We start from the raw sequence: 16,884 nt of genomic DNA on the forward strand, positions 1-16,884 counted from the left end.
TCCGGTGGGATCCGCTCGGCCAGTCCCGTTCGGGCGCGGAGCGGCGATGAGTAGGCCGGACATCGATCCGACCCTGCCGCTAATGCTTGGCTATCTGTGTGAGCCGCCGCTGCACTCCCAAGCAGCAACCGAGAAGCTGAAGATCCTGCTCAAGGCGTTCGCACGGCGCGAGGGGTACGCACTCGGCACCGTCTACGTTGAGCACCTCCCCACAGCACCGGCCGCATTCGAGGCTCTGCTGGAAGCAATCCGGCGCTATGAGGTCGACGCCGTGGTCGTCCCGACCAAGACCCACCTGGAGCCGCTGGGCGAGCCGTCGAAGATGCAGCGGCTCACGCGGGAGACCAACGCCCGGGTGCTCGTCGCGGAGTCCCTATGACCGGGACGGGATCGATCCGGACCTCCTCATCCGGTGTCCGGCGGCTCCTGACCGCCGGCACTCAGTCCTGCCTTTCCGACCGGAGTCCCTGGCCTTCTCAGCACCCCTGGCTGAGGCCTTCCCCTGAGAGCCAGGGACTCCACAGACCGCTAGGTGCGCGCCAGGAGTCGTCAACGGCGCCCACCGGCCGCTGCAGCCGTTCACTCCAGCAGGGCCACGTCGCCACCGACTACGTGGACTGCGGAGCCGGCTTCTCGGCCCGTCACCGCTCGACCGAGCGGCCACCCTTCTCCCGGGCGTCAGGGGCTCCAACCGCCCTTCCGCGAAGCCCTGCGCAGAGGAAGCCAGATGACCGCCGTTGATGACGCTTTCCACCCAGATCACCTCAAGGATCCCGACGATGTGCTGCTGACGGAACTCGACCCACCGCTTGACTCCCGTCTCTGTCGGCTACTTAGCCAGGCGGGCTATCTCACGGTCGGGGATGTCGTCGCAGCTACCGATGCTGAGCTGACGTCAGTTCACGGCTTCGGCAGGTTCTCCGTCCGGCTCCTGCGTACCGAACTCGATCATCGAATGTCGTGGTCGCCTGTACGCCAGCTCCTTCTCGACGACCTGCGAAACGAGCTGACCCCACGACTCGCGCAACTGCTCAAACGGGAGGGCTTCCAGACGGCCGAAGAAGTTGCCGTGATTACCAATGACGACCTGCTCGGTATCCGCATGTTGGGCCGGCCGTCTTTGCACACGATCCGCCGGGCGACGCTGCCTGCCCTGGCGATGAACTACACCAACCCCAGACCAGCGCGGCCTACCACCGCGCAAGCCCGCGAATTCGTCAGTGTCTTGGCCGAGCTGGCGCTCTACGCCGAACAGGACCAGAACTACGACCTCGCCCGGCGAGCCCGGCTACTGATCCAATCGTTCGCTCCAGAGTTTCCTGACCGCGCCACGGTCCAACGGGCACCATCACCTTCCCTCGAGATGCGCACTCCCACGGGAGCAGACACGGCACACGGGGAGGCCTCTGGCCACGACCACAGCCCACGCGAAGGTAAGGCACAGCCATGACCGAACTCAAACCGCTATGGGTCAAAGGCTCCCTCTGCTACGAGCTGCCAATCATTCTCGCAGTCGACACCACGATCGTCCTGCGGGCGCTCGGGGAAAGACGAGGAGACCCTGCTAACGAGACGATCCGCCGCGGCCTCAGCGTCCTGAACTTCGTCGAGAACGAGATCGCCCAAGGCAATCAGTTCGTCCTCATCGAGCCTTCGCCTTCGCGCTGGTGGTGGCCGAGGCGAAGGGTCCGCGCTCGCCAGATCGACTTGGTCGGTTGAGTCGACACAGATCAACCGGTCACGCCACCTTGATCGACCGGCCCGAGGTCCGTCGGCCTGGTGCACGAGAAGGAGAACCGACGATGGGCATCACCGCCGCTAGCACTCGTTTACCGCCTCACCACATGTTGTCGGTCCCGACTGAGAGAGTAGTCAAGTGAACACACTACGAGACCTGAACAAGCCTGCCGAGGCAGACGAGTTGCGCACGGCGATGGTAGAGCAGATGCGCGGCGCGGGCGATCTGCGAACCGAAGGAGTCACCCGGGCCTTCTCGATCGTGCCGCGGGAACGGTTTGCCCCAGACGCGCCCTTGGAGCAGGTCTACAACCGCGACGACGTCGTAATCACCAAGCGCGACGACAACGGCCTGGCACTGAGCTCGGTTTCCGCCCCCCGGATTCAGGCGCAGATGCTCGAACAGGCCGAGATCAGCCCTGGCATGCGGGTCCTGGAGATCGGATCCGGTGGCTACAACGCCGCGCTCATCGCCGAACTGGTCGGTCCTGAAGGTGAAGTCACCACTGTTGACATCGATCCCTTCGTGACCGATCGCGCGGCGCAGTACCTGGCAGAGACCGGCTACGACCGGATCCAGGTACTGCAGGTCGATGCCGAGGGCGGGGTGCCACAGCGCGCCCCGTTCGATCGGATCATCGTCACGGCCGGCGCCTGGGATGTTCCGCCCGCATGGATCGAACAACTGGCCGAGGATGGACTACTCGTAGTGCCGTTGCGGCTGCGTGGTTTGACCCGGTCGTTTGCACTCGCTCGCAAGGACGGTCGCCTGGTGAGCCAGAACTACGACCTGTGCGGCTTCGTGTCGATGCAAGGAGCTGGCGCCAACGACGAGCGCTTGATCCTGCTGCAAGGCGAGGACATCGCACTGCGAGTGGACAGCGACCAACTGGTGACCTCTCCGGACAGCCTGCGCAGCGCACTGACCTCAGCACGGGTAACACGCGGCAGCGGGATCGAGGTCGGCGGCTACGAACCGTTCGATGACCTGGATCTGTTTATGGCAACAGCACTGGACGACTTTGGACTGCTGGTCGCCAAAGACGCAGCGATCGCCTCCGGTGTCGTCGAGCGGTCAGCGCGGATGGGAGCCAAGACCGCTCTGGCCGACGACAGCTTCGCCTACCGGGCATCCCAGCCCACCAGCGACGAACGGACCTCGTTCGAGTTCATCGTTTACGGCCACGGCCCGCACGCCGACCAGCTGGTCGACCAGTACATCGGGCTGATCCGCGAGTGGGATCAGTCGCACCGCGGCGGATCGGGCGCCCGCGTCGAGGTCTACCCGGCCGGCACCGACGTACGGGTTCCGGCCGGCGGCCGGTTAGTTGAGAAGAAGCACACGAGTGTCCTGATCTTCTGGCCGACGTCGCCGTGACGCCGACCGGATTCAGGTCGTCATATCCGCGCCATTTTCCGCTAAGGAGCACACCGATGACCCACCACCTGCAGGCAACCACGGCCATCCCGGACACCGATTTCGACCTCGACCTCAGCATCGTCTCGTCCGGCCCCGTGATCGCTGACCTGATGCGCAACACCGACGACAACTGTGGCCAGACCTGTCAGAGCGCCTGCTCCAACAGCACCTGCTGACCGCAGTTCCGAAGAGAGCCCGGTGGCGGCGATGCACGCCGCCGGGTCCTCTGCACAGGAGGAGGCAGGACGTTGTTCACCGTCGTTGACGCGGCCATGGTCCGGCTAGCTACTCGACCCGTCAGCGCCGGCAGCCAGCATGGCTGGCCTGATCTGAACGCGCCACCCGCGAGCCAGATTCACCACTGGCGAACCTGGCTGGACCGAGTGTGGACAGACACCGCGTTCACGGCGGCGATCTTCACGGCCACACCGGATCTGACCCGACGGGTCAAGGCCATCCTCGCCGGGCATGAGGTGAGGCCCCGGCAGGTCCGCAGTACGGTCGTGTCGGTGTTGCGGTACCGGCTGCGGGCTTCCAGCCGGGCGACGCCCTTCGGGCGATTCGCTGGAGTGGCCGCCAGCAGCTTCGGCACGGCAACACAGGTGCGGATCGGGGATCAGCATCGAGAAGTTGCTCGCATCGATGCGACCTGGTTGGCCGCCGCGATCTCCGACCTGGAACAGTGCGCCGATCTGTCTGCTCGGCTGACGATCGTGCTGAACAACGTCGCGACGGTACGCGACGGGCGCCTCGTGATCGGCCTGCGGCAACACCCTGCCGCCATAGACGACCGGATCGAGCCCGCCGAGGTATCCGTCCGCTACACCCCGATCATCGACCTGATCAGTCGGGCTGCGCAGAAACCCATCCAGCGCTCGGACCTGTGCGAACGGATCGCCGAACGGTCCCCCGGAACCGCCAGGTCAGTCATCGATACGATGCTGAACCAGTTGGTCGGTCAGCGGATACTGATCACCAGTCTCCGCCCACCGATGACCACCCTCGACCCTGTGGCACATGTGCTCGCGGTCCTCGACGAGGCCCGCGCTGACAACATCAGTGCGATCCAAGACCAGGTCACACATCTGCGCAATGCCCAGCCGGTCCCAGCCGATTCCATCACCTCTCCAGCTGGAGCACAGATGGACCTACGCGCTGAAGCAGAGGTCGTTCTCCCTCGTATGGTCGCCGCTGAGATCGAACAGGCTGCCGCCGCCTTGGCACGACTGAGCCCGCACCCGTTCGGACGACCGAACTGGCAAAGCTTCCACAGCCGATTCCTCGAGCGCTACGGCATCGGAGCCGCGGTACCGTTGCTCGAGCTGGTCAACCCCGACAGCGGACTCGGATTCCCAGCCGGCTACCGGGACTCGCTGCACGAACCTCCGGCCATCCGGCCGACCGACCGCGACCAGGCGTTGCTGCGGCTGGCCCAGAGCGCGGCGCTGCAGCGCCGCATCGAAGTCGTCTTGGACGAAGCAACAATCAGCGAGTTGGACTCCGATCGTCTCGGCCGAGCACAGTGGCCGCGGCATGCCGAGCTGGCACTACGGGTCCAGGCACCAACCCGGGAGAGCCTCGACGCCGGCGAGTTCACGATGGTCGTGACTGGGGTATTCCGGGCCGCAGGCGCCACCGCCGGCCGCTTCCTGGATCTGCTCGACTCATCCGACCGTGACCGGATGACCGCCGCATATGGAGCTCTGCAGCCGCTGAACGCCGAAGCCACCAGGGTGCAGGTGTCGTGCCCGCCGCTCTATACCGAGACCGAGAACGTCGCCCGCAGCCTCCCGGTATTGCCGACCCGGCTGTCGATCAGCGAGCATCCAACTCGCGACGAGGCCGCGATGCTCGGGCCGGGCGACCTACTGGTCGTCGGGGACGCTCACCGGCTGTACCTCTGGTCAAAGTCCCTGTCGCAACCGGTCGAGCCGGAACTGTTCAGCGCGGTGGAGTTCACCAACTTCGCCCACCCGCTACTACGGTTCGTCTGCGAACTGTCCAGTGCCCGCGCCGCCGGGATCGGCCCCTTCACCTGGGCGGCCGCCAGCCAGCTTCCGTTCCTGCCCCGGCTGACCTACCAGCGCACGATCTTGTCGCCGGCCCGCTGGAACCTGGTTGCCGCCGACCTGCCCGGTCCCGGATCGACCTGGCAGGAATGGAGAGAGGCCGCGGCACTGTGGCGGACACAGCTGATGGTGCCGGACACGGTGTATCTCGGCAGCAACGACCAGCGACTCCAACTCGACCTCAACGAGCCGGCACACCTGCACCTGCTGCGCGCCGAACTCGACCGCCGCGGCCGAGCCACTCTCCAGGAAGCCCCCGCGGCCACCGAGCTGGGCTGGATCGACGGGCACGCCCACGAGATCGTCGTACCGGTAGCGACGACGAGGCCCAGAGGATGGCCGGTGATCCCGCAGCGCCCCACATCCCCAGCCACCGACTCGCTTGGCCCAGGCAGACCCGGAGCTCACCTGCCGGGTAGCGGGCAGTGGCTGTTCTGCAAGCTCTACAGCCACCCCGACCGCCACAGCGCGCTGCTGAACACCCACCTCGACAGGCTGTTGGCCGCTATCCCACCGGACTCCTCCTGGTGGTTCCTTCCCTACCGCGATCCCGACAGCCACCTACGGCTGCGGATCCGGCTCACCGACCCCGATTCGTTCGGCGCTGTAGCACGTGCGGTCGGTACCTGGGCGGAGCAACTCCAACAGGCAGGACTGCTCTCCACGCTGCAACTGGACACCTACCTACCCGAGACCGGTCGGTTCGGCCACGACCAGGCGATGGCGGCAGCTGAAGCACTATTCGCTGCCGACTCCACCGCAGCGCGCGCACAACGAGCCCATCTTGCCAAGAGCGGTGCGGCAGCCCCGGCTGCGCTGACCGCCGCCAGCTTGGTCGATCTAGCCGCCGCGTTCGCCGGTGACGATTCCAAGGGCGCGAGATGGTTGATCGACCATCTCACCAACGAACCCCTTGCTGCTCCGGCCCGAGCCGTCTACGACCAGGCACTAGACCTGGCCTCCCCCTGCCAGTCCGCGCTACGGCAGCTACCTGGCGGCATCGAGATCATCGACGCCTGGCTGCAGCGGCAGGCTGCGGTCTCGGCTTATCGCGCAGTCCTGGACCGTTGTGGATGGCCGCCACCCGACCCTGTGCTGGCGTCGCTGCTGCACCTGCATTGCGTCCGCGCCAACGGGATCGCGCCCGAGTCCGAACGTCTCGCCCACCGCCTTGCCCGGACCGCCGCACTGAGCCAGAACGCTCGCACCGAGGCCCGAACATGACACAAACCACCTCGAAGCTGCAGACACTCGTCGACGACATCGCCAAGAGCCTGACCGACCCGGCATCGCTGCGCACCAGTACCGGCGCCCATGACTACTTGCCGCAATCGCTGGCCGGCGGAGCGGCCGGGATCACCCTGCTCCACAGCGAATACACCTTCACCCGGCCAACGCACTCCCCCACCCTGCGCGCCTGGCTGACCGCCGCAACTCGAGGAAACCTCAACGGCTCATCCAGTGCCAGCCTGTTCTTCGGCGTCCCAGCACTGGCATTCGTCACCTCCGCGGCCAACAAGGCCACCGGCCACTACCGTCAGGCGATGACTCAGCTAGCGGCCGCGGCCCAGGAACTGACCCGCAGCCGCCTAGACGCTGCACACGCCCGGATCGACCGCGGTGACCTCCCGGCGTTGGCCGAGTTCGATCTGATCCGTGGCCTCACCGGACTGGGCGCCTATCACCTGCACCAAGACCCTGATCACGACGTGACTGCGGCCGTCTTGACGTACCTCGTACGGCTCACCGAACGCCATGCTGCCTCCGGGCTGCCGGGCTGGTGGACCAACCACGGACCCACCGGACAGCCTCCCAGCGACTACCCCGGCGGGCACGGTAACTTCGGTATGGCCCACGGCATCACCGGTCCCCTGGCGCTGCTGTCACTCGCACTGTCGTCGGGCATCGCCGTACCAGGCCACACCGACGCGATCGACCGCATCTGCCACTGGCTCGACGAGTGGCAACAAGACGCCCCTGCTGGCCCTTGGTGGCCGCGCACCATCACCCTGAACGAAGCCGACGCCGCACGATGCGATCAGTCCAGCCCACTCCAACCTTCCTGGTGCTACGGCACCCCAGGTATCGCACGCTCCCAGCAACTCGCCGCGCTCGCCACTGGAGACCTCGCACGTCGGCGCGCCGCCGAGACCGCGCTCCTCAGCTGCATCACCGACCCCTCCCAGCTCGCCCGCATCGACGGACCCAGCCTGTGCCATGGAAGCGCAGGACTCCTGCAGACGACCTGGCGCGTCGCTCGTGACGCCGAGACCGGCGCGCTCACATCCCAGCTGCCCGGACTGGCCGACCTGCTCAGCAACCACCTCCAGAGCGCGCCACGCAGCACGGAACTACTCGAAGGCAGTACCGGCGCCGCGCTCGCCGCTCAGACCGCAGCGACTCACGAGGCTCCACGCTCCAGCTGGGACGTCTGCATGCTGCTGGCCTGACAACAACCAATCAGGAGACCACATGTCCACTACTGTTCCGCCCTCGCCCTGGCGACAGGTCACCACGGACTTCACCGACTACACCTCGGCCGAACACATCGCAGCGACCCAGCTGCAACCGCTGATGGACACGGCCACCGAGGCGTGGTGGTTCATCCGCAAAGCGCCAGGCTGGCGACTTCGCTACCTACCCAGCGCCCCAACAGCCGTCGACCCCGTCCACCAAGGCCTCGACACCATCAAGGCCAGCGGAGGGATCTCCAGCTGGATCGAAACGATCTATGAGCCCGAAGAGCACGCCTTCGGCGGCCCCGAGGCAATGAATACCGCACACCACCTGTTCTGCCACGACAGCCACGAGATCCTCGCCCAGCAAGCCCATCCGCAATCCCACCGTCGAGAACACACCATCCTGCTCAACAGCGCCTTCCTACGCGCAGCCGGCCAAGACTGGTACGAGCAGGGCGATGTCTGGGCACGCGTTGCCGCCAACCGACCCACCACCTCCCCGAGTTCAACCCCACGAATGCAGGACCTGGCTACCGGTCTACGCCGTCTGATGAGCGTCGACATCGGACCCGACAGCACCCTCACGACACCCGCAGGACAACTCGCAGGCGTCGTCACCTGGATCAACGGCTTCCATACAGCCGGCATGGAGCTTGCCGACCTCCACGTCCATGGGCACCTCGACCGTGGCCTACGCGCCGTTCTAGCCCACCACGTCCTGTTCCACTGGAACCGACTCGGCCTGCCCTACGACACCCAGTCGACGCTCGCCCATGCCGCACGACAAGCTGTCTTCGATGAGCCACAGGGCGTGTCTTCGTGCGGTCTCAATACGCACGTTTGAGCTGTCAGGCGGGGATCTCGCCAGCCAACTCCTCTGAGGAGAATGCACAGGCTGGCCCATCTCCGATTGTCTTGGACCGACCGGAACGACCCTGAATCTGCGCTAAGAGCTCGGCGTACAGGGTACCGCAGAGATAGTTGTCGAAGCTGGCTACGGGGTGCGCAGGTTTGTGGTTCACCAGTAGTTCCATTCCGAATCGGGGATCCAGCCTTCGGAGGTGTCGCCGCACCTGTCGGCCCAGTCCTCGCACACAGCAACGACACGGGTCAGCACGATGTCGTGGCTTCGCTGTCCACGAACAATCAGACCGAGAGCATCGGTGCACGGGTCGCAGTGCTGGTTGAGCAGCAACTCCATGCCGCGGCTTTGGCAGTACTGCAGGAGCCAGGCATCCACCTGCGACGGTGTCTGACCCACCAGCTCAAACCGGTCAAGCGTCACCCGTGGACCGCGGCTCGCATCCACGACCACCGCGCACAACCTGCCTTCGTAGCTGTAGCAGGTGACACCCTTGCTGCCGAATCGGGTCTGCTGCGGACCATCTTGGTATCCGCCGTGCGACGACCACGGGCCCATCAGCTCCTCGACCGTGTCCATACTCGCCGCGAACTGCAGCGGTCCAATCTGCCGCAACGGGTCCAGCACCCACACCGGCCGATCTTCGAACGGGACTGTGTCCCACGGGTGAACCCATGTGCGGTCCGCGCTGCCCGCGAACTGATTTATGCTCACCGGTCACCAGCCCGGAGCCCGAAACTGAAGCGGCGTAACCAGCGTCGCCGTGTCTCGCGGGCACGCCGCCGGTCACGCGCACGGACGTCAGCGATCGCTGCAACCCAGTTCTCGGCACTCAATCGCTGAAAGAACCCATCGGGGTTACGGTCTCGCTCGTCGGCACGTTCAGCGCTGGTCATCTCCCTGATCGCTTTGACCCGGTCTGCTGATGCGCCTTGATTCCGACTCATCGCGGAATCCGTCAAGGCCCCAGACCCCTCGGTCGGATGGTTCATAAGGTGATGGTCCAACTGTCGGTAGGCGCGACGGCGATGGTGGATTCGATGGTCGCTTCAAAGACGAGGTCCCGCATGCTGAAAGTCCCGTTCTCTTCCCAGTTGGCCCGGACTCGTTCCAGCTCGTCCCACAAACGCCGTGGCCCGTCTTGATGGACCAGCCCGGTAGCAACTTCGGCCCGCGCCCACGCACCGTCGGCTCCGAGTAGCCACACGACACCGTTGCTGTTGCCGTCATCATCAGCACCGGTGCGCAACTCGATGTCGGGGGTGTCCAGTTCGAACAGGCAGCGCAGTTCCCACTCGGTCCACAGATCAGGGATCGGACCGTTGGCCTTACGTACCTCGTCACCTTCCGTGTCACGCGCAGACAGATAGGTCGCGTCGAAGCGGGGCGCGTAGTCGGTGGTGGAGCGGGTTCGCATGAACGTCGCCGGTCCGCGGTCGACGGTGCCGTAGGCGATGGAGTCGAAGTCGATCGCGAACTGGACGAGCAGCGGAGTGTTCGCGATCGTCGTCACGAACTGCGCACCCGGTCCCAGCGCCGTGATCCAGCTTCCCGGCACAGGCCGCACCGACACCATCGACACCGCCCGATCCCACTCACCCTCAGGCAGACCACCGGTTACGTCGCACGTCTCGAATCGTGGTGTCCGGCCGAACGCCGCAACCCGGCCTTGTGCTGCCTGTACCAGGTACGGGTCGATGTCGACGCTGGTGACTAGGTCATCTCCCTGCAGGTAGGCCAGCAACGCTGCGGAGTAGCCCGAACCAGTGCCGATATCCAGCACCTGGTGGCCTGGTTCCAGCCACATCAACTGCAGCATCCGCGTCACCAGACCAGGCATCGTCGACGATGACGTCGGCGCACCCACCGCCAAGTCTGTAGGCGCAGCGTGGTCTGCATGTGTTGGGCCGACACGGGTCACCAAGGTGAGATCGGCGTACACCTTGCCCCACGGCTCATCGACCGCAGGACCGGTCAGTGCCCACTCCATCGCGGTACTGCCAGCTTTAGGTTCCCACCACTTCGGCACCAGCGCATGCCGAGGCGTCACCGACACCGCCTCATGCAGGACCGTTCCCGGCGGTGCCACGAGGTTGGCCAAGTGCGCGGCAGCTGTCTGCCATGTCGTTGTCATAGTTCACCGATCTGGGCGGATCAAGGTCTGAATGGGAGGGATCAACGGGGGTGGGTGGCAGCTCAATCGCAGCGTTGCCCGCGACCAGCATCTGAGGGCCGGCTATCCCAGCAGTCACACTTCGTGCATGGGCCGAGTGCCACCATCTCGGTGCGGCTCAAGGGACTGTGATGCTGTTGCCCTTGGCGACTTCGTTCTCGACAGCTGAAGGACTGCGACCGCACCGCGGACTGTCTCCCGTCACGGACACGCCTCGTCTGGCTGCGAGCACTTTCAGGATCGCCATAGTGTCTTGGGCCAGGTTGATCGACCGGTCCGCAGTCGCACCGTCGGCTGGCTTGCCCATCAGCTGGCGGTGTACCCGAGCACCAGGCGCGACTCGGACTTCTCGATCCTGTGACCGCCGGCCAGAGCGCTGTCGGGTGTTCCAGCTGGGTACATGGTGATCTGGGGCCGGGCGCCCCGGTCTTCGTCCCACCTGCGAATGTGGTTACAGAAGCGGTCGGCGAGCTCCTGGCCGGTTGGCCCGTGGCCGACGGCACCGAGTTCGTGACGCGGATTGCCATCACTGTCCGGTTCCAGGCGCCGGATCGTCATGTATGCGAGGCTTTCCGCCTCGGCTAGGCCCGGCGTGCGCACAGGGAAGGCTGGTTTGCACAGGCCCGCTTCGACAGCCTGCGGCTCGGCGGCGAACCGGCACGTGCCGTGTTCGGTCGCGCCGAGCCGAAGCCACACACCATCGAAGGGCTCATAGGAGCCGACCGTGATACCCGACCAGACCTCGTACCGAGGCCGGTCAAGGACGCCGGCGAGCTGGGGCCGGATCGATTGCCTGGTCCTGATCCCATACCAGCGAGACAAGCTCGTCGGGATCGATGGAGGCGGTGTGTTCACCTTTTTGGCCGATCATCGGGACAAAGCCGCACAGCTCGATGGTTTCGGAGCGAAGCAGGTCGCCGTCGCGGACGAACCCGACGCTGCGGGCTTCTCCACGCCACCGCAGCGGGATCACCAAACGTCCACCGGGCGCCAACTGGTTCACGATCGCGGCCGGAATGTCCCAGGGTCCGACCGTGAAGATGATCCGGTCATAGGGTGCGTTCTCGTCGTCGCCGAGTGCGCCGTCCCTGGTGATGACGGTGACTGCCTCGTAGCCAGTGGTGTCGAGCGCGGCGCGAGCCCCTGCGGTGACCTCGGAGTCGATGTCGACGGTGGTGACGTGTCCGGCGGGTCCGGTGATGTGTGCCATGAGGGCAGCGTTGTAGCCGGTGCCTGCGCCGATCTCGAGGACCCGGTCACCGGGCTGGATATCGAGCTGGTCCAGCATCATCGCCACAATGATCGGAGCAGACGCACAACTGAGAACCGTGCCATCGTCAGCGCGCTTGGTCACCACGGTTCCCTCCGCGTAGGCATCCTTCACTGTCGCGTCCGGGACGAACCGGTGACGCGGAATCGCCCGCAGGGCAAGTTCGACAGCCTGGTTGCTGGCATGGCCGGCCGTTTGGATCTGCTGGATCATGACATCGCGCAGCGCCTCGGCTGGGCTGGGACTGGTTGTGCTGGTGTTCACGGAGTCCTTCCGGTTCAGGGTTGCTGACTGAGCGGGGTGCAGTGATCAGCGCTGAGAGCGCAACATCGCAATGACTGTCCAGCCATGTGGTTGCTGGGTCAGCAAACCCTGGAGTGATTCGAGTCCCTGCCACCAGCAGTGGCGTCAGTTCGTCGATTGGTGTCACGCGGTCCTGCATTACTTCCTCGTCCACGCTTCCGTCACGACCGTGCCATACCCGCCTGGTTGTCAGTCCCAGCGGATGGTGGTGAGTGGAAGCCCCGGAAGCTGGCGTTGTGAGGCGCTGTACACCCGGATAGGCGTCGGACCGCCGGGACTTCCCGTCACAAAGGCGGGACGAACGTGGGCACAGGGAGCCAGCGCCAGCACCTCAGAACTGAGGTGTGCGGTTGGCGCCAGGCGCAGGGACCTCACGTCCGCCCCGCCGCTCAGGGAATGGAACCGAGCTCTCGCTGCCCCCAAGCAGGCGCCACTGAGGGCAGCGAGGCGGACCGAGAAACGCGCATGGGCTTCTCGGGGTGGAACGGCGAGCAGGACACAGCGCATTTGCTATGCACCCGCTCGCCGGATTGAGAGGGAGTCCCGGTGCGATGCCCTGAGGAGGTGCGCACCGCGCCGGGACTCCAGGGAAAGGGCCGATTCTGCGATGAGGGATCGCAGCCGATCGATCGGGTTGGCCCATGGCTAAAACATGAATCAGCAGCAACGACGGTCATCCCTGCGGCCGCGAACTCACGCACAACACCGCGGTGATCGCCGAGCACATCTAGATGCGGGAACGCGGGCACCGCAACCAGCCGTACATCGTCAACGCGCAGGGCAACACGCAACGCGTCCAAGCCTGCTGCCCCTGTTTCGACGGTGTCGCGGAAGATGCAACCCAGCTCGATACCTTGTTGCGCGGCGAAGCCGGTGAACAGAGCGAGGACCGCTGAACGCTCCTTCGCCGTCATCATGAAGTGCTCTTTGAAGTAGCAATGCATTCGTCGACGTTGCATACGAGTGGTCCCCCCACTTGAGGTCATCAGTTGAAGGCCGCCAAGACGTCTGGGCACCGCGTACACGGCCAGGCGCCGTCACATCCCGCGCACAGGCCATCGACGCCGGCGGTCGGCACCCGCAACCCCGTGGACAGCGGGTAGTCGAAGTCGGCAGCCACACGACCTGGCCGCAGCTCGTTGAGGAACCGCACCGTGGTCGCACCGGCGTGGCCGTGAACCGCTTCCACGCCCTCGATGCCGGTCTCGAACGCCACAGTGGTCGGGTTGTCTCCCGGCCAGCGCAATGCCACAGCGCCATCGCTCCAGACGACCCCTTCGGCAACGAGCCCCGTGCCGGACACACCTGACACATCACGACGCCGATCGAGTACGAACACGCGAGGAGCAGTCTCCTCCGATGCAGGTGTCATCTGGTGCCTCGCTCCTATCGCAGATACATCGGTCCAATGACGATCAGGTGACCTAGTGGCGATGGTCCGTGGTTACGTAGCGCTATCTACTGCTACCTGTTCGAGTCTGGAGATGCAGTGAGCAAGAGTCGAGGTCTGCCATGCGGACAGTCAGTCTGTCCGCATGGCATGGCGGCGATCAATACGAGCTGCTAGCTGCTAGCTAAGGCGATTTCGATAACATCAGAGAGTGGCGATTCCTGCGGCGTACGATGGCCTGATTTCTTACGCCGACTCTCTGTTCTGGATTCAGTCGGCCGAAGGTCCTGATCAACTCGTCAAGTGGACTGCTAGCGATGGGATTGCCCTCGCTGCACCGCAGGGTTTCGAAGTGGGCAACGAGATTCATGCCTACGGCGGTGGAGCGGTTGCAGCGTCCGCCGGTGGTGTCTACGGCGTCTCGTCAAAGGATGGGCGGATCTACCGACTTACTTCCGAGGAAGCCGAGCCGCTGACCGGGGGTACCGGAGATCAGCTTGGCGACCTGGTTGTCCGCGGCGAGACTGTTTTCGCTCTGTGTGAGGGCACGAACGGGGATCAGCTGGTCGATGCCGACACCTCGACCGGGCAAGTTCGTGTGCTCCTGCAGTCATCGAGTTTCCTTTCGTCGCCTCGGCCGGGACCTGACTATGTGGCTTGGCTGAGCTGGGATGCCGATCACATGCCTTGGGACAGCACCCAGCTGTGGGTCGCTCGATACAACGCCCGTTCAGGTGGCTCTCTGGGAACTCCGCTGCTTGTAGCCGGTGGGCTCTCAGAATCAGTCGTCGAACCTCAATGGAGCGCCGACGGAAGTCTCTACTTCATGTCCGATCGAACGGGTTGGCTCAACCTGTATCGATGGGATGGCCAGCGCACATATGCGGTAGCGCCGATGGCAGCTGACTGTGCCGCCGCGCCGTGGGAACTGGGCTATCGGAGTTACGTGCTCCTAGAGGACGGGAAGGTCGCCATCCGGGCTCGCCAGGACTTCGAAGACCACCTCCTTCTCATCGACGAGACTGGGCATTCAGAGGCCCTTCAGCTGCCATACACCGCGATCAAGCCCTATCTGTGCACGATCGACAACGCCGTCGCGATGATCGCCGCAACCCCGACGACTGCGCCGGCCGTTGTGCTCATCGACAGGGATGGGTCGTACGCCGCTATCGCCGGGCAAGAGCCTCCACAGAACGAGGTCAGGCAGCCTGAGCGACACTCGGCTGACGGCATCGACTTCCTGTTGCATCCGCCAATTGACGCCGAGACAAATTGGCGAGCACCGGTCATCGTGCGTGCACATCCTGGGCCGACAGACGAGATCTCTCTGCGGCGTGACCCACAGATGGACTTCTTCACCCGTCACGGCTTCGCCGTTGCGGACGTTGACTATCGCGGAAGCACCGGTCACGGCAGGGCGTTCCGCCGCAGTCTGTACGGCAACTGGGGTTCATACGATGTGGAGGACTGTGTGGCGGTAGCGCAGCACCTCATCACGCTTCGAGTGACTCTCGCCGCCGAGGTCTTCATCTGCGGATCCAGTGCCGGCGGATACACGGCCCTTCGCGCGGCCACCACCACCGGACCGTTTCGGGCGGCCGCGGCTAGATCGCCCATTGTCGATCCGAAGAGGTGGGAGGCCAGTGTGCCAAGGTTCCAGCGCGCACACGCATCGGCATTGGCAAGCGGCGCAATCGCTGTCAGCTCTGCAGATATCGAGTGCCCCGTTCTCCTCGTACACGGGCTTCACGACCCAATTACCTCGGCGCAAGACACGGTCGCGCTAGCCTCAGATCTCAAGGCACGTGGAGCCGACCACGAGCTATTGGTACTGGACACGTCGAGCCACACACTTGCTGCGCCCGACTTGGCAGCGAAAGTCCTCGACGCCGAGTTGCGGTTCTTCCGCCGCATACTGGATCAATCAGAGAGCGCGAAGCGCACATAGTCCCCGAACTCGATCACCGGTTCGAGGTCCGAGTACGGCACGAGATCCTGACGCAATTCGTCGATCCGACTCCGGCTGCGCGCGGATGATGTCTGTGCCGCGAGATCGACCGCGTTCCGACCGATGACGCACGCTTGCTCCGGATCGCCGGCCCGTGCCAAGGACGAAGCCATCAGCGCAGTGTCGATGGCGAGCCGGCGTACGTGGCCGGATGCAATCTGGCTCAGTGCCTCACTTGCCTGCTCCTGTGCAAGCACCTGGTGGCCAAGGTCGTGAAAACAATGCGCCATCTCATCGGCTAGGTACGCCGGGGTGAAATACCTGATCCAGGCAGGTGCATTGTCCGGGGCTGCGGCCGCCAACTGGGTCTCGGCGCGGAGCAGAGCTTCCGTGGCTGCCTTCTCGTCCCCCCGGCGAGCCTCGCCCCGCGCCAGCACCGCTTCAAACGCTGAACGCACCGTGGGGTCTGCGATGTCCGTAGTCCCGTGAATGCCCGTTCGAGCCATTCGCAATGCCTGATCGACATCGCCTCCGTGGAGTGCAAGGTGAGCGCTGCTCACAGACAGAAGGTAGCCGCCATAGAGCCGATCCCCGGCTGCTGTCGTGAGCTCCAGCGCCCGCAGATAGCAGTCGCGGGCATAGTCATCGTGCCCGAGGTCGATCGCCTGATATCCGGCGAGTTCCCAGAAGCCGGCCGCGGTTGAGTACAACGTCTTCGCTGTTACCTCATCGACCGGAGCGCGAGTCAGCAAGTGTTCTAGTTCGACAGCTACATAACCGGAGACCAGCTGATGTATCCGGCCGGCGCCGTGCTGATGGTCGAGCTCTCTGAAGCGAATGAGTTGCTGGATGACTGCCGAAACCTCCTCTTCGCCGACCAGATCGTCGTTGGACCCGAAGATGCGAACCTCACCGGTAGACGTGGTGAGCCAATCGAGCGCTGCTCGCTCGAGCGTTGTCTCGACTCGTCGCGGAGGTGGTTGAGCAATGCGACGTTGCGAGCGAAGGCTCGGCTCGAACGCCTGAAGGAGGCCAGCAGCGCCGAGTTCCCGATCAAGGTCAGCGATAAGTTCAGAGGTCGGCCAGCGCAGGGCCTTCTCGATCTTGCCGATCTGATCCTTGCTAACGAAGACCAGCGATCCGAGATCCGCCTGGGACAGACCTCGCCGTCCACGCAGATCACGGACAGCAGCTCCGAACGCGTCGCGCACCGATGCCTGTGGAGACAGAGGGCGAGGAGACTGCGCCATCTC

At 64.8% G+C, this 16,884-nt stretch carries 16 protein-coding genes; 9 read left to right on the forward strand and 7 right to left on the reverse strand.

The genetic code is table 11. The annotated features are described in order from the left end of the window. The first annotated feature begins 46 nt into the window (after nucleotides 1-46). From JOF29_RS21440 to JOF29_RS21475, 8 genes are all read left to right on the forward strand, one after another. Entirely contained in the window at nucleotides 47-379 is a 333-nt protein-coding gene (locus JOF29_RS21440; RefSeq protein ID WP_209696286.1) for a hypothetical protein, read from the forward strand. Nucleotides 380-727: 348 nt separating this feature from the next. Further along, nucleotides 728-1,450 carry a DNA-directed RNA polymerase subunit alpha C-terminal domain-containing protein gene (locus JOF29_RS21445; protein ID WP_209696287.1) on the forward strand — a complete coding sequence of 241 codons (723 nt, stop codon included), beginning with the start codon at nucleotides 728-730 and terminating at the stop codon, nucleotides 1,448-1,450. After that, nucleotides 1,447-1,719, forward strand: coding sequence for a hypothetical protein (locus JOF29_RS21450; RefSeq protein WP_209696288.1), 273 nt, complete (start codon nucleotides 1,447-1,449; stop codon nucleotides 1,717-1,719). Before JOF29_RS21445 ends, JOF29_RS21450 begins: the two co-directional genes overlap by 4 nt. Before the next feature lie 202 nt (nucleotides 1,720-1,921). Then, nucleotides 1,922-3,115 carry a methyltransferase, FxLD system gene (gene fxlM, locus JOF29_RS21455; protein ID WP_245359362.1) on the forward strand — a complete coding sequence of 398 codons (1,194 nt, stop codon included), beginning with the start codon at nucleotides 1,922-1,924 and terminating at the stop codon, nucleotides 3,113-3,115. A 56-nt stretch (nucleotides 3,116-3,171) separates the two neighbouring features. Beyond that, nucleotides 3,172-3,333, forward strand: a complete 162-nt coding sequence (locus JOF29_RS21460; RefSeq protein ID WP_209696290.1) for an FxLD family lanthipeptide — start codon at nucleotides 3,172-3,174, stop codon at nucleotides 3,331-3,333. A gap of 207 nt (nucleotides 3,334-3,540) precedes the next feature. After that, entirely contained in the window at nucleotides 3,541-6,450 is a 2,910-nt protein-coding gene (locus JOF29_RS21465; RefSeq protein ID WP_209696291.1) for a lantibiotic dehydratase, read from the forward strand. Beyond that, complete coding sequence (locus JOF29_RS21470) at nucleotides 6,447-7,676, forward strand: lanthionine synthetase C family protein (protein ID WP_209696292.1); 1,230 nt, start codon at nucleotides 6,447-6,449, stop codon at nucleotides 7,674-7,676. The genes JOF29_RS21465 and JOF29_RS21470 overlap by 4 nt, the downstream gene beginning before the upstream one ends. Nucleotides 7,677-7,698: 22 nt before the next feature. After that, nucleotides 7,699-8,529, forward strand: coding sequence for a thiopeptide-type bacteriocin biosynthesis protein (locus JOF29_RS21475; RefSeq protein WP_209696293.1), 831 nt, complete (start codon nucleotides 7,699-7,701; stop codon nucleotides 8,527-8,529). A 174-nt stretch (nucleotides 8,530-8,703) separates the two neighbouring features. Here JOF29_RS21475 and JOF29_RS21480 read toward each other — a convergent pair whose 3' ends face one another. The 6 genes from JOF29_RS21480 to JOF29_RS21505 all read right to left on the reverse strand — a co-directional run bounded on the left by JOF29_RS21480 (nucleotide 8,704) and on the right by JOF29_RS21505 (nucleotide 13,665). Further along, nucleotides 8,704-9,180 (reverse strand): hypothetical protein, encoded by a 477-nt coding sequence (locus JOF29_RS21480; RefSeq protein ID WP_209696294.1) that lies wholly within the window; start codon nucleotides 9,178-9,180, stop codon nucleotides 8,704-8,706. 355 nt (nucleotides 9,181-9,535) lie between these two features. Beyond that, nucleotides 9,536-10,489 carry a methyltransferase domain-containing protein gene (locus JOF29_RS21485; RefSeq protein ID WP_209696295.1) on the reverse strand — a complete coding sequence of 318 codons (954 nt, stop codon included), beginning with the start codon at nucleotides 10,487-10,489 and terminating at the stop codon, nucleotides 9,536-9,538. A 537-nt stretch (nucleotides 10,490-11,026) separates the two neighbouring features. Next, the gene (locus JOF29_RS21490) at nucleotides 11,027-11,416 is read right to left on the reverse strand and encodes a class I SAM-dependent methyltransferase (protein WP_209696296.1); all 390 of its coding nucleotides are present in this window, start codon (nucleotides 11,414-11,416) and stop codon (nucleotides 11,027-11,029) included. 61 nt (nucleotides 11,417-11,477) lie between these two features. After that, entirely contained in the window at nucleotides 11,478-12,254 is a 777-nt protein-coding gene (locus tag JOF29_RS21495; protein ID WP_209696297.1) for a methyltransferase domain-containing protein, read from the reverse strand. A 428-nt stretch (nucleotides 12,255-12,682) separates the two neighbouring features. After that, nucleotides 12,683-13,210, reverse strand: coding sequence for a hypothetical protein (locus JOF29_RS21500; protein ID WP_209696298.1), 528 nt, complete (start codon nucleotides 13,208-13,210; stop codon nucleotides 12,683-12,685). 68 nt (nucleotides 13,211-13,278) lie between these two features. Then, nucleotides 13,279-13,665 (reverse strand): hypothetical protein, encoded by a 387-nt coding sequence (locus JOF29_RS21505; protein ID WP_209696299.1) that lies wholly within the window; start codon nucleotides 13,663-13,665, stop codon nucleotides 13,279-13,281. A 229-nt stretch (nucleotides 13,666-13,894) separates the two neighbouring features. On the opposite strand from JOF29_RS21505, the gene JOF29_RS45455 reads away from it, so the two are divergent. Beyond that, a complete protein-coding gene (locus JOF29_RS45455) occupies nucleotides 13,895-15,631 on the forward strand; it encodes a S9 family peptidase (RefSeq protein WP_209696300.1) in 1,737 nt (578 codons plus the stop codon). Here JOF29_RS45455 and JOF29_RS21515 read toward each other — a convergent pair. Next, entirely contained in the window at nucleotides 15,604-16,842 is a 1,239-nt protein-coding gene (locus JOF29_RS21515) for a helix-turn-helix transcriptional regulator (protein ID WP_209696301.1), read from the reverse strand. The genes JOF29_RS45455 and JOF29_RS21515 overlap by 28 nt on opposite strands. Between the last annotated feature and the right edge of the window lie 42 nt (nucleotides 16,843-16,884).

Source organism: Kribbella aluminosa, from assembly GCF_017876295.1.
In the GTDB taxonomy this organism is placed as follows: domain Bacteria; phylum Actinomycetota; class Actinomycetes; order Propionibacteriales; family Kribbellaceae; genus Kribbella; species Kribbella aluminosa.

Bases quoted from the DNA above. Each gene is read 5' to 3' on its own strand.
- JOF29_RS21440 (WP_209696286.1), top strand. From the start codon at position 47: ATGAGTAGGCCGGACATCGATCCGACCCTGCCGCTAATGCTTGGCTAT.
- JOF29_RS21445 (WP_209696287.1), top strand. From the start codon at position 728: ATGACCGCCGTTGATGACGCTTTCCACCCAGATCACCTCAAGGATCCC.
- JOF29_RS21450 (WP_209696288.1), top strand. From the start codon at position 1,447: ATGACCGAACTCAAACCGCTATGGGTCAAAGGCTCCCTCTGCTACGAG.
- JOF29_RS21460 (WP_209696290.1), top strand. From the start codon at position 3,172: ATGACCCACCACCTGCAGGCAACCACGGCCATCCCGGACACCGATTTC.
- JOF29_RS21470 (WP_209696292.1), top strand. From the start codon at position 6,447: ATGACACAAACCACCTCGAAGCTGCAGACACTCGTCGACGACATCGCC.
- JOF29_RS21475 (WP_209696293.1), top strand. From the start codon at position 7,699: ATGTCCACTACTGTTCCGCCCTCGCCCTGGCGACAGGTCACCACGGAC.
- JOF29_RS21500 (WP_209696298.1), bottom strand. From the start codon at position 13,210: ATGATGACGGCGAAGGAGCGTTCAGCGGTCCTCGCTCTGTTCACCGGC.
- JOF29_RS21505 (WP_209696299.1), bottom strand. From the start codon at position 13,665: ATGACACCTGCATCGGAGGAGACTGCTCCTCGCGTGTTCGTACTCGAT.